This window comes from Glutamicibacter sp. BW77, assembly GCF_002332285.1.
GTDB classification, from domain to species: Bacteria; Actinomycetota; Actinomycetes; order Actinomycetales; family Micrococcaceae; genus Glutamicibacter; species Glutamicibacter bergerei.
Map to the genome: position 1 here is coordinate 33,829 of NZ_NRGT01000047.1, position 12,994 is coordinate 46,822.

Genomic DNA, 12,994 nt, shown 5'->3' on the forward strand with positions numbered 1-12,994 from the left:
TTAACGGGGTGTCAAGAAAAATGCCAAATTTGCGACCAAGATTTAATGCTAACGATATTGGAATAGGCTGACCGATGAGGGATCGTAGCTTAGAAGAACGGTCACCCTGTGGCTCACGCTGAGGAGAGAAAAATGAAACAACGTCCACACCGCGTTCGACTGCTCTGCTTAACGGCCGCCTCTGCGCTGCTGTTTTCTGCGTGTTCGACCGCCGATCCGGCACCGGATTCGGGCAGCAGCGAACAACCGCAAAGCCCACAAGGCTCGGCCAGCTCGCCGGCTCCGAGTACCGAGGCCGAGACAACTGCCGCAACTACCGGGTCGCCGTCGGCTAGTGCACAACCTTCGAAGGATATCTCGGCGCAGCTGACGGTGAGCAAAGAAGTGATGGGCATCGGTTTTAAACTTCCCGAACATTGGTCCGTGGCCGGTGATGACTGCCAGGGCGAATGCACCGAGTATGACAACTGGGAGGTGAAGGATCGGCGCGGGGAGCACGTGCTGACGCTGATTCCGAATACCGCCACCTCCCCGGATGGGGATACGAACCTGTATGAACGCGAGGTGCTGGTGCAGAAACCTGTCCCGCAGCTGAAAACACCGACCAGCCTGCTAGCAGAATTCTGGACCGGGACCAGCCAGGAAGATGGCGAGAAGGAAACCGGGTTCTCGTTGGCGCTGATCGATGACCAGGTGCTTGCCGATCGTACCGAAATGCCGGATCTGGAGTACTTTAAGATCGGCGACTCCCAGGCCCCGATGTTCTGGGTGGACGACGAGTACATGGAGGATCAGGGGATCGGCGATGACCCCACCCGGGAAGGGGTGGACACTTTCCTTGCCAGCGACGAGTACCAGACGGTGGAGGCGATCCTGCTCAGCGTGCGCCATGCGGCTAGCTAGCCAAGAAGCCCCGCCAGAAGCTGAAAATATCCGGCGGGAGCCGAAGCTCCCGCCGGATAGCCCTGCGGATTTTCCGGTTTCTACACCGAGGCCTTGTCATTGCCCGAACCATCGGTGCGGTGGTGCTGCACGGCCAGACGGGCATCGGCCAGCTCGTTGATCCGCTTCCGGCTGGCATACCAGCCAAGAATCAGCAGCGGGATGATGATGACCAGCGAGGCGATCGTCCAGGTGCCTACCGGATTATCGAAGGCCATCAGCACCAGCACGGCGGCCAGGAAGGCCAGCGTCACCCACCCGGAGATCGGGGCCAGCGGCATCCGGAAGCTGGGCCGGGCCAGGGTGCCGCGGCGTGCGGCCTTCACCAGCGCCATCTGGCACAGCACGATCATGCCCCACGAGGCGATGATGCCCACGGCGGCGAAGTTCAACACGATTTCAAAGGCCGCGGCCGGAACAAAGGCGTTGAGCACCACGCCGAGCACCGCCACCGCGGCGGTAATCAGGATGCCGCCGTAAGGCACCCCGGAGGCGTTCATGCGTCCGGCGAAGCGCGGGGCCGAGCCGTTCAGCGACATCGAACGCAAAATGCGCCCGGTGGAATACAGTCCGGCGTTCAGCGAGGACAGCGCAGCGGTGAGCACCACCAGGTTCATCACCACGTCCATGCCCTGGACGCCGATGGAGCCGAAGAAGGTCACGAACGGGGACTCGCCGGCCTTGTACGCGGTGTAGGGCAGCAGCAGCGAGAGCAGCACCAGCGAGCCGACGTAGAACACCGCAATGCGGATGATGACGGTATTAATCGCCTTCGGCATGACCTTTTCGGGGTTTTCCGTCTCACCGGCCGCGGTGCCGATCAGCTCGATCGAGGCGTAGGAGAAGACCACGCCCTGCATCAGCACCAGGACCGGCAGCAGTCCATTGGGCAGCAGACCGCCGTTGGAGCTGAGCAGCGAGAGGCCCACCTCGTGCCCGTCGATCGGGGTCCCGAAGATGACAAAGTAACAGCCGACGATCAAGAAGCCCACCAGCGCGACCACCTTGATCAGCGCAAACCAGAACTCCATCTCGCCGAAGGCCTTAACCGAGACCAGGTTCATGCCCAGCACCAACGCCAGCGCCGCGAGCGCCCAGAGCCACTGCGGAACGCTGCCAATCCATGCCACATATTTGCCGAAGAACGCCATGTACAGCGCCACCGCGGTGATGTCCACGATCGAGGTCATCACCCAGTTCAGCCAGTACAACCAGCCGGTGGCGAACGCGGCCTTCTCCCCGTAGAACTCACGGGCGTAGGAGACGAACGAGCCCGAGGACGGGCGGTGCATGACCAGTTCGCCCAGGGCGCGCAAGATCAGGAATGCGAAAAATCCGCAGACCGCGTAGCTGATGACAATACCTGGGCCGGCGGCCGACAGACGCCCGCCGGCGCCCATGAACAGGCCAGTGCCGATGGCGCCGCCAATGGCGATCATCTGCATCTGGCGGGAGGAAAGTCCCTTGTGGTAGTCCCCGTCGCCGGCGGTCAGGCCGGCATCTGGGACGTGCGCAGCGGTGGCGCGGGTGGTGGAATGCTCCATCGTAAACCTTAACTATTAGTCGGAGAGATTTGCCAGGCGTTCTGGCTTGAGCAGTTCGTTCAGATCTTCTGCCGAGAGCAGTCCGCGCTCTAGGACCAGCTCGGCGACCCCGCGTCCCGAATGCAACGCTTCCAATGCGATCGAGGTGGAGGCGGAGTAGCCTAGGCGTGGGTTCAGCGCGGTGACCAGGCCGATGGAGTTCTCCACCGCGCGGCGCAACTCGTCTTCGTCGACGGTGATGCCGTCGATGCAGCGGCTTGCCAGGGTGAGGCAGCCGTTGGTCAGGTGCTTGAGCGATAGCCCAATGGAATGTGCGATGACCGGCTCAAAGGCGTTGAGCTGAAGCTGGCCACCCTCGGCGGCCATGGTCACCGTCATGTCGTAACCGACCACCTGGTAGGCGATCTGGTTAACCACCTCCGGGATCACCGGGTTGACCTTGCCCGGCATAATCGAGGAGCCGGACTGCACGGCAGGCAGCTGCAGGTCGTTGAGTCCCGCACGGGGGCCGGAGGAGAGCAGACGCAGATCGTTGCAGATCTTCGAGATTTTCAGCGCCACACGCTTGAGAACACCCGAAAGGTGCACAAACGCTCCCACGTCACTGGTCGCTTCGATCAGGTCCGGGCTGGTTTTCAGCGGCAGCCCGGTCAACGCGGCCAGGTGGCCACGGGCCGATTCGGCGTAGCCGGCCGGGGCGTTCAGCCCGGTGCCGATAGCCGTGGCGCCCAGGTTGATCTCGGTGACCAGCGACAGTGATTCGGCCAGCCGGTCGCGGTCTTCGCGCAGGGTCACCGCCCAGCCACCAAATTCCTGGCCCACGGTCATCGGCACCGCATCCTGCAACTGGGTGCGGCCCATTTTTACGACGCCGCGAAATTCCTTGGCCTTGGCCAGGCAGGAGTTTTCCAACACCGTCATCGCAGCGAGTAGCGGCTGGGTGGCGAAGTGCGTGGCGATGTTCACCGCGGTGGGGTACGCGTCGTTGGTTGACTGGGAGAGATTCACATGGTCGTTGGGGTGCAGGTAGGAGTATTCGCCCTTGGCATGTCCCATGATTTCCAGCGCGAGGTTGGCGATGACCTCGTTGGCGTTCATGTTGGTGCTGGTGCCCGCTCCGCCCTGGATCGGGTCGATGATGAACTGATCATGCAGCGAACCGTTGGCGATGGCCTCGCAGGCTTCATCGATGGCCCGGGCGCGGGCATCGTCGAGCAAGCCCAGCTCATGGTTGGCGCGGGCCGCCGCCTGCTTGACGCGGGCCAACGCGATGATCAGGTGCGGGTTGCCGGACAGGGAAGTGCCGGTGATGTCGAAATTTTCCTTGGCGCGCAAGCTGTGCACACCCCAATAGGCTTCAACCGGGATCTCCCGGTCGCCGATGAGGTCGTGTTCGCTGCGGGTTGCGGGAGCCTGTTGGGTTACAGACATGTCTGCTCACTCCTGATTTTTGGGCGCACAAAATGCACCCTAGGTGTTGGATGGAACTAAAACTCTTTAGAGGGCCGCGAGTTGGCCGACGGGTGCCCCGCCGCCGAGCAGCGGCGAGCAGGCCAGCTCGGTCAGCTCTTGCGGCGCGCGCGCTCCGAGGCATTCGGCCAGCAGCCTGACGGTAATCGGCATGCGGGCACGGTCCGAACCGTCGGAAATCTTGACCGCGAGCGATGAGCCATCGGCCAAGCCGACGGCCTGGATTCCTTCGAACCCGTCCTTGGCCACGGCACCGGGGACCGCGCGCATCAGCGCGGTGACGTCGCGTCCCTCGCCGGCCACCAGTTCCGGGTAGGCGCGCATGGCCGCGGCCACCCGGCCCTCGGCGGTATCGGGTGCGGCGCTGGACAACGCGGCAAAACCGCGGGCCAACGCGGCCAAGGTCAACGGGTAGACTTCCGTGCCGCAGCCGTCGGTGCTTACGCGCAGGATCTGCTCGTCGGTCAGTTCCTCGACGATTCCGCGCAGCGTCGCGGCCAGCGGGTGATCGGCGTCCAAATAATTCTTGGTGGGCCACCCGTTGTGCTGGCACATGGCAAGCAGCGCGGCATGTTTGCCCGAGCAGTTCTGCGCCAGCTGGGTGGCGGTGCCGCCTTCGGCCAGCCAGGCGGCGCGCTCGGCCCCGCCGTAGGGAAGATCGGTGGAGTTGCGCAGATCCACGACGGAAAGCCCGGCCGCTTCCAGTGTGGACTCGGCGACCTGCTGGTGGCGTGCGGAGCCCGAGTGGCTGGCCGCGGCCAGCGCAATCTGCTCGCCGGTTAGCTCCAGGCCCGAGCGGAGAATCGCCACCGCAAACAGCGGCTTCAGCGCGGAGCGCGGGTAGAAGCGGGCCTGCTGATCTCCGTGCGCGGTGATGATCTCACCGTGGGAATCAAGCAGCACCGCCGAACCGTAATGAATCGATTCGAGCGCCTCACCGCGGCTCGCGGCGACCAGCGGCACATGCTGGGCAAGGGGTTGGGCGGCTAATTGCGCAAATCCGGCGGAGGTGGCTGCGGACGGGGTCACTTGGTACTCCTGACGATGGTTGAAACTGCGTGCTGCACCGCGGCCAGATGTTCGGCCATTGCGTGTCCGGCGGCCTCGGTGTCTGCGGCGCCGATGGCCGCCACGATCTTGCGATGCTCGGTATTTGAGGGGGTGCGGCGTCCGGTGACCAGGTTGACGGTTTCGGATTGGCGGGACATGGCCTCACGGATGTCTCCGACCACGCGGTCAAACACCGAGTTGCCGCTGGCGCGGGCGATCGCGGCATGAAATGCCGCGTCCAGCTGCACCCAGGCTTCGGCGCCGTCTTCGGATTCCATATCTTCGAGGAGTCCGGTCAGCCGTTCCAGGTCTTCGCTGGTACGCCGGGCGGCGGCTAGCTGGGCAGCCGGGATTTCGATGTGCGGGCGGGCCTCGTAAAGGTCCGCGGAGGAGAAGCCGCCGAGCACCAGGTCGCGGGTGGGGCGATGGGCGATGACAAAGGTGCCGCGCCCGGTTTCGGTGCGGGTCAGCCCTAACGCAGCGCAGGAGCGCAGCGCTTCGCGGACTACCGAGCGGCTGACGCCATAGGTGGAGGCGAGGCTTGCCTCGGAGCCGAGCTTTGCGCCCAGCGGGATCTCTTGCGCTTCGATGGCGGCGCGCAGCGTGTTGAAAACGGCTTCGGAGGCGCTGGTGCGAGTAATCGGTTGCTGTCCGGCTGTCCAGCTGTCTGACAGGTTCATGATTACCAGTGTGCGGGTGTGATGCACCCAACGTCAAATTTTGAATCCGATTTGATGTCGCGCGCGTAGCGAAGCCATCACTTGGCGCCATGGCCCCGATCCTTGGAGCGCGAGTTCTGCTTCGACCAACTGTGCATTAGAACTATTTACCCAGTTGCCAGTGAGTGAAACGGTCAGATCCAAGTTTTCCACTGCGTGGGCCCACCCGCCCGGAACGATGACTACATCGCCGGGTTCTTGAATATGCGCGTATTGGATTCGGGCTTCGTTTCCAGATGACTCCACGAGAGAATCTTGTAGCAATCCTGCATCAGCAGCGAGCGCAGGAGACTGGAATAACCACTTCTTTCTTCCGCTAACCAGAAGATTCCACGCAGAACTGCACATCACGTCGATATGCAATGCCGATTTACTGCCTTTGGGCCCGACGAAAATCCAATTCCAGTCAGGTCGTGATCCATGGGGAAGATCGTCAAACCAGTTCTGGAATACAGCTGGTAACGGTAGTCTTGCGAAGTCGGTGAGGTTGTTTGAGACCGTCCAACCCTTCAAATAGGTATCTAGCCCGCCTCCTTTTGCGAGTAATTGAAAGTAGTCACCCACCGTTGAGGGGATCGTTCCATCTTGAGTTTCGACATTGACAGTTTGTTCTGCGTAGTCGATTTGAAGTGTTTGGTAGCGTACAAGCCGATGGATCGGCCAGTCATCTGCTTGCGATTTCACACAAATCGGCCCATCTAGTGCCGATGCAGTAAGCGGCCACTGCCCGACCACGGGTATACACTGAGGCATCATTTTCTTGACCTGTGGCTCTTAGTCATGTTTTTCCACTCCGCTCGTTGCTTTGCCATTAACGCTGCATCACCTTTGCGTTCTTGATAAGACATTTCTCTGCGGATCTTGTGCCAATTATCGAGACGTCGTTGTAAAATTTCCCCTACTTTGACACTTTCTTGGACGGCGCAACCCGGTTCGGTGCCATGCTCGCAGTCATGGAAGCGGCAACGCAGAGCAGATTCTGCAATTTCGACAAAAGTCTCCTCCATTCCTTCTTCGGTGGCGAGTAGATCCAGTGAACGAATACCGGGGAGATCAAGTAAGACGCCTCCGCTGGATAATTGGTAGAGGCGGCGTGCAGAAGTCGCATGACGCCCTTCTCCAGAAGTGTTAACTTCACGGACTTTTTCTGAAATGTCTTCTAGGGCATTAAGTAGGGAAGTCTTGCCTGCCCCACTAGCGCCAAGCATTGTGGTCGTAGTGCCGACAGCCATAATTTCGCGCAGTCGGTCCAATCCGCGTCCGGTGAGTGCACTTGTTAATAAAATTTCAGTTCCAGGCGCTGCCAGTGCGGCTTCTGCAACTGCTTCCGCAGGATTCTCGACCGTATCGGCTTTTGTGAGCACCGTAATCGGCAATGCGCCACTGTCCCAAGCCATGACCGAAAGACGTTCCAAGGACTTAAGGTTGAGTCCCCGCTCTAGCGAGAGGACTATCATCACGTGATCGATATTGGCAGCAAGTACTTGAACTCCTTGACCGCTTGGGTCGGGTCTCGAAAGATTGGTAGTTCGACCACCGAGCGATACAACTCTATCGGCGTTGACAACTACCCAATCTCCCGTCACCGGGGTAGTAGCAAGGTTGCGCGAAAGATCAAGTACAACATGTTCCAGCGCATCACCTCTCACAGCCATGACTTCCACTTGTCGTCCATGCATGGCTACGATTCGGCCCGGACGCCCTTCGTCCCTGGTGGTCCAATTTAGGTCGGCTCCCGTGGGCATTCCCAGTTGCGTTAGCAAATCTCTAAGTGCTGTCATTTGTTGCTCCCTGTTCTTTGGGTCATTCGTGTCTGGGACTCATCGATTCTTGACTGACGAGGGAAGAGGAAAATCGCGGCTATCAGTCCGCAAATGGCTATTATGGCCGCTAACGAATATAAATACTGCGAGGACCCCAGCCACTGAGCCATTGGCAAACTGACGGCGAATCCAATCGGAATCATGACAGACATCAATGTTTGTTCGATTGATCCCACTCGGGATAATGCAGAATCGGGCACCGTTATTTGGACGTAAGTATCAAAAAGGATTCCCGCAATGGTTACGAGGATGGCTGTAGCTGCGAACGAAACGGCCAGAACAATGATGTTCAGTCCCAGGCCAAAGAGAACCAGCTGTATAGGCTGGCAAATCGTTAATACGACCAGAACAAGCAATACCGGCTTTTTGACTTTGACCCATCCGGCAAGGAAGGAACCTGCAAGTCCTCCGGCGGCAAGTGCGGTCGCGAGGCCGGCCCAGAACGCGATACCGCCTAAACTATCTCTAGCAATTATTGGACCGAGGACGCTAATGGAAGCGATACTGAACTGCACGGGACACGAAAGCAACATCAGCCATAAAACACCCGGGTAGCGAGGTAAAAGGCGCAATCCATTGAGAAAACCTGGGGGTATCTCGTTTTCTTTTTCGTCATTTACGGATTCTGCGGTCCTGCCGTCATCGCTTTCCTCGAGGCCATTCGTCAAAAGCTGCCCCTTGGGCAAGCGGAATAGGACGGACAAGCATGCTATTGAAATGAGGAACGTTGCAATATCAAATAGTAATGCAGTCTGTATTCCACCTAATGAGACAAGAACCGTTGCTAAAGCTGGACCAGCTAAAAGACCTGTGTTTAGCGTTAATTCGATCCAGGAATTCGCCTTTTGCAGCGATTCCTTTGGCACAATCCGTGGCAACAGACCAATGCTAGCGGGGATGTAGAAAGCCGTTCCGACACCGTACAGAGCTGCTGAGATCCCAAGATGCCATAACGTGGCTGTATTCGTGATAAAAGCGAAGACCGGAATTATTTGAGCCAATAGGCGGACCAGATCGGCAGCGATCATGACGGTGACACGGTTGTACTTGTCTGAAACGTTCCCTCCGGGAGCAATGAGCAACATGCGTGTTCCCCATAACGACAGAAGCACGATAGGCATACCCCATCCTGAATCGGACACGGCCAGGGCAGCGAACGCAAACGTCATCGGGACGATTCCGTCGCCCAAGAATGAAATCGACTGGCCCAAGTAGTAGAGGCGGAAACTGCTTAATCGAAAAGGACTTCCACTTCGAACGGATTGCGATGTCAAGAAATAGTCCTTTTCGGCGTTAAAATGTGAGTAAGCATGTCTATGGCATGCATTGCAGCCAAATTTCGTCGGGTCATTGGGCCGCAAACCTCCGTGAAATCGACTCCTACGATTGTTCCTGATGACCTTATCCGGTTGATGATTTCCTTAATAATGTCTGGGTCCGCCCCTCCAATGGCCGGATATGCAACCTCAGGTGCGAAGACCGGATCAAGGACATCGATATCGATGCTCAAATGCACTGGGCGTCCTTGGCAATGTTGTTCAATTTCATCGAAACATTGTTTAGATCCAAGATCTGATGCTTTGATAAAGGAGACATGCTTTGCAGTTAAAGGTGAAGGCATCGAAAACTCGGGGTCGTAACCGCGCACTCCAAGAGTTAGCCATGGCAAGTCCGGCTCGTCCGCTAAGCACCAGGTGACGAAGTTTCCACAATCTGCAGTCTGTTGTCCGTGAGGAATTGGACGAGCGTCCGCGTGGGCATCTAGGTGCACCACTACTAGCTGCTTCCATCGTTCTCGTTGCGCACTGATAACGGGATACGCAATAGAATGATCTCCGCCAATAACAACTGGGTTATGGCCTTGGGCACCAACTGTGCGGGTTGCGGCTAAAAGTCTGCTTGCGATGTCTTGTGCCGTGTCAATCCGCGAATCAACGATAAGATTTCCATGGTCAACGACGCGACAGGGATAAGTTTCTGAAGTGCTCATCTCATTCCAGTTCCAAGAATTGGCACTTGTGACGATAGCGAGGGAGCGTTGCAGTCCGCGTCGGAGTCCCGCGAGCACGTCGTGAACTGCGAGATCTGGATCGGGGTTTTGCCAAACGCCCGCACCAATCAGGCCCCAAGGTGTCGAATGTTGAGCGCATTCGACTTCGACGACGGGTTGGGCGGATTTAAGGAGTCCGTGCGTTGCAACGAGCGCACATTCTTTGGGGATAAGGAAACGACGGCGACTAAGTTTGTCGAAAACTTCAGGGTTTAGTTCTGAACGTGCGACAGAGGAGCGGGCACGAAGTTTTAACACCGCCTCGTTTAGTTCCAGAGAAGAACCTTCGGCCGGATTCAAAAGTTTTGAGTCTTGTTCGAACAATGCGGGATGCCACACCCACTCAACGTCGTTAGTTGTATTATTTTTGGTCTGCATGCTCAGCAATCAATAGCTCGGCGTTAAACATAGACAGTACGACTTCCCGCGCGGAATTGGACAAGCTATCAAAGGGCAAGCCTCCACCAGAAATGAGCACCTCGAGAACTGGTCGCATGGTCAATGGGAGTTTTACCAGTTTCCCCAATCCTCTGACATGGAGCTGTCCTTCGTTAATTTCTAAGCTGGGCTTGAAGCGTCCAGCCCAGCGGAGGACTGCGCCACTAAATGAGGAGTCATGTACGCGCCACGGGAGTGAGAGTCCTTTCCGGTGTTCCGTGCTAAGTTCTCCGCGGAGATGTAAAAGACGACAGCGTAGGGATTCCTCACTCAACCGATCGATTTGGCCAAGACTCCATCCGTAACTAATGAGTTCGTTTATCGCTTCGGTCTGCGAGGTATGAGCGACTCCGAAAGTCCAGTGAAGACTTTCGCATCCGACACCTGTTACTTCGTGGTCCCAACCGACTGGAACATGTATAAAGTCACCGACTTCAAGAATTTTGTCGAAGACTAGCTCGGCGTCCGATCCGCTACCACGGTATACGCGCCAATGTTTTCGACCTTCCGTTTGCACGATAATGGTGTCGTGGGAATCGGAATGCCGGCCAAAAGGCGAATTTTTGGACCAGCATGCATATCCGTTGGCCCAAGCTGCTTCATTTTGTGCATACATCAACCGCTCTACGAAGTCAGAAAGCTCAGGTATGGCCCGATCTGCTTTGTTGAGTACAAGGGTCGCGCCGTCCCTGAGTAATTCGGTGAAAGGTTTATTTCTCGGCTGGCGTTCAATGATCGTCCCGCCACCCATTTTCGCTTCAATGTAGAGACCGGGGTCCAGATCCGTCTCCGGAACTACTTTGATGGTTCCCGGTTCGAAATTCGAGTACTTGATTATCCGGTTGACAGAGGGCCAACCCAAACCCGCCAGAGTCAAGGGATCAACCTTACCTGACCTAAATTCGCCGAAGGGAAATAATTCCACACCTAGTGCTGCTTGAACATCTTCCCAGATACTCATGAACCTGCCTCAGTAGTCTGGAAGGTCGCGCCCACACGTAGTAATGCAATAAAGAGAGCGTTCCCCTCGGAAGGATTATCCGTTAGTTTTTGAAGATCGACAGCCCGGAGCACTTTTCCCGGTTGGAAAAAGCGAGAGATATCTTCATCTGAGATACTCTCTGGTACCGAAATACTCTGGCCCATGACCGAAATTTGGTTGTTATTGACAGCGAAAGGAACATCTAGGCATTCAGCGGGCAGATCGACGTTGAAGAGTTCAACTGGCAATATCCGATAGGGTCCTAAATGGCCCCTACTTAAACGTTGAGATTGACGGCGATCCAGTTCACGATGGATTTCACCATTGCTAGCGGCAACCAGCGCCGTATTCGCCAGGTCTTGTTGATTTTCCGAGCGGCGGACCAAGGTTGAAATTGCTTGAAGCAGTTCGTCGTGGTTATCCTCCCGATAGTAAGACATTCCTAGAAAGACGGCCGGTCCATTGTTTCGGAATAGATGAAAACGACCTGCGGGTATGCATAAGAAATCTCCAGGACTGAGGGTGAACTCATGATCGGCAGACTTCAGATATTTATCTGTATGGAGGCTGATCTCACGATTATCCGGTAATTTCGGCAAAGTGTCATTTTCCCAAACCCACACAGTTTTTGTGCTTGGACCCAAATGGAAAATAAATGACGGTTCGGGATCCGAATGTATGCCAAAGGGAGTGAACCCGGACACTGCAATAAAGGAATAAAAGTCTAATCCTCGCGGAGGAACACCACAGGCCGTGACCATCGGCTCAACAATACTTCGATAGATGGTGGAACGAATTTTTGACGACCACGTCTCCACTCCATTGAACGCGGCGCACACATCCTTCCGGCCCGTAACTGCTTGTAGCCATTCGACCAGATTGGAGCCATCGTATTTGGAATGTACTACTGCTTCTGAGGCCTCATAATCTAGCTGAGAAGGGCCGAAAACCCTTATCCGGGGGAGTCCTATGGCTTCATGCACGCGGGGATCAGTCGCATTCATTAGTGAATGACCGATCGTGCCGGCTATTGCTTCGGGTGCAGTAACAAGCGAGGAAATGTACTCCACTGTTGCAAAGTCCGGCCCATGCTCTTGTGCAAACCGAGACCAAGCATCGTTTTTAATCGTCGTCATCCTGTACTTTCTCGAACCAATCCAGCCTCGGTATTCTGCGACCGAGGCTGGATTGATGAAACTGGCTTAGTGGCCGACATCCATTCGAGCCCGAAGTTGTACGTCCATTAGATCTTCATCGGTAATTATTAGATCTTCGATCTCTATGGACTGCTCAATCGTCGTAGCGGTGTCAAAAGAATTACTCATGGTGCGCTCGCTTTCTTTGGACGAATGCATGTTCGACTAGCTCTTATTCGGAACAGCATTTGTACAAGAGTCACACTTCCATTGTTGGAATGTGATGTCAAGCACATCTTTTAGACTCTATCTTGCGGTGGAACGATAAAATAGATATTCCATGTGTGCCGTTCCTCGTGTCGAAGAAGCTCTTGCCGAGGGCATTCCAAAGTCTCAAAAGGCGAGAAACGAATCTTTTAGAACAGTTCTTATCTCTTTTTACAAAGACCGGAGCGACAAGGTGATGTGACCCTTGCGTCCGAAAAATGGATGAACTATCGGGTCAAATGGAACATGTAACCACGGGTGTGAAATTACTCCACGCCTTTATTGAGGATCTGGGCCCCTTTAGGCTGGGACTTCTCTTTGGAAAGTGCTTATCCGCGACGAATCTTGGCTTAGGGTAATTCCGAAGAAGCGAGGGCCAGCGCATCCTTGAGGTTCCACCTGCCGAATGCATAAGCGCAGATTTGCTGCCCGTGGAGGATATATCGACTGGTAACAGGCAAGGAGATACCCCAGACTGAAAATCCCCAGATGGATTAGGTTCAGGCCGCATCAGGCCTGGGCCAGTGCGCTAAAGCCGCAGTGTCGAGGGGGCCAACAAAGTGGATTGACTGT

The 12,994-nt window shown here is 56.4% G+C and carries 12 protein-coding genes; 1 reads left to right on the plus strand and 11 read right to left on the minus strand.

The genetic code is table 11. The features are described from left to right. The first annotated feature begins 132 nt into the window (after positions 1-132). Complete coding sequence (locus CIK74_RS05610; RefSeq protein WP_096254795.1) at positions 133-903, plus strand: hypothetical protein; 771 nt, start codon at positions 133-135, stop codon at positions 901-903. Positions 904-983: 80 nt separating this feature from the next. Here the strand turns inward: CIK74_RS05610 and CIK74_RS05615 are convergent, their stop codons facing one another. The 11 genes from CIK74_RS05615 to CIK74_RS19135 all read right to left on the minus strand — a co-directional run bounded on the left by CIK74_RS05615 (position 984) and on the right by CIK74_RS19135 (position 12,343). Then, positions 984-2,486: an amino acid permease gene (locus tag CIK74_RS05615; RefSeq protein ID WP_096254796.1), complete on the minus strand. Its 1,503-nt coding sequence runs from the start codon at positions 2,484-2,486 to the stop codon at positions 984-986. Positions 2,487-2,501: 15 nt separating this feature from the next. Next, complete coding sequence (locus CIK74_RS05620; protein WP_096254797.1) at positions 2,502-3,917, minus strand: aspartate ammonia-lyase; 1,416 nt, start codon at positions 3,915-3,917, stop codon at positions 2,502-2,504. Positions 3,918-3,983: 66 nt separating this feature from the next. After that, on the minus strand, positions 3,984-4,985 hold the full coding sequence (locus CIK74_RS05625; protein ID WP_096254798.1) for an asparaginase: 1,002 nt from the start codon (positions 4,983-4,985) through the stop codon (positions 3,984-3,986). Continuing rightward, positions 4,982-5,686, minus strand: coding sequence for an FCD domain-containing protein (locus tag CIK74_RS05630; protein ID WP_096254799.1), 705 nt, complete (start codon positions 5,684-5,686; stop codon positions 4,982-4,984). The genes CIK74_RS05625 and CIK74_RS05630 overlap by 4 nt, the downstream gene beginning before the upstream one ends. A 33-nt stretch (positions 5,687-5,719) precedes the next feature. After that, on the minus strand, positions 5,720-6,409 hold the full coding sequence (locus tag CIK74_RS05635; protein ID WP_170947755.1) for a hypothetical protein: 690 nt from the start codon (positions 6,407-6,409) through the stop codon (positions 5,720-5,722). A 68-nt stretch (positions 6,410-6,477) separates the two neighbouring features. Next, positions 6,478-7,380 (minus strand): ribosome small subunit-dependent GTPase A, encoded by a 903-nt coding sequence (gene rsgA, locus CIK74_RS05640; protein ID WP_229676996.1) that lies wholly within the window; start codon positions 7,378-7,380, stop codon positions 6,478-6,480. Positions 7,381-7,502: 122 nt separating this feature from the next. Then, complete coding sequence (locus tag CIK74_RS05645) at positions 7,503-8,822, minus strand: MFS transporter (protein WP_194446425.1); 1,320 nt, start codon at positions 8,820-8,822, stop codon at positions 7,503-7,505. Further along, positions 8,819-9,976: an arginase family protein gene (locus CIK74_RS05650; protein ID WP_096254802.1), complete on the minus strand. Its 1,158-nt coding sequence runs from the start codon at positions 9,974-9,976 to the stop codon at positions 8,819-8,821. The genes CIK74_RS05645 and CIK74_RS05650 overlap by 4 nt, the downstream gene beginning before the upstream one ends. Next, a complete protein-coding gene (locus CIK74_RS05655; RefSeq protein WP_096254803.1) occupies positions 9,960-10,997 on the minus strand; it encodes a cupin domain-containing protein in 1,038 nt (345 codons plus the stop codon). The genes CIK74_RS05650 and CIK74_RS05655 overlap by 17 nt, the downstream gene beginning before the upstream one ends. Continuing rightward, a complete protein-coding gene (locus CIK74_RS18485) occupies positions 10,994-12,154 on the minus strand; it encodes a cupin domain-containing protein (RefSeq protein WP_141392884.1) in 1,161 nt (386 codons plus the stop codon). Before CIK74_RS18485 ends, CIK74_RS05655 begins: the two co-directional genes overlap by 4 nt. A 66-nt stretch (positions 12,155-12,220) precedes the next feature. Further along, positions 12,221-12,343, minus strand: a complete 123-nt coding sequence (locus CIK74_RS19135) for a hypothetical protein (RefSeq protein WP_256382653.1) — start codon at positions 12,341-12,343, stop codon at positions 12,221-12,223. Positions 12,344-12,994: the final 651 nt, after the last annotated feature.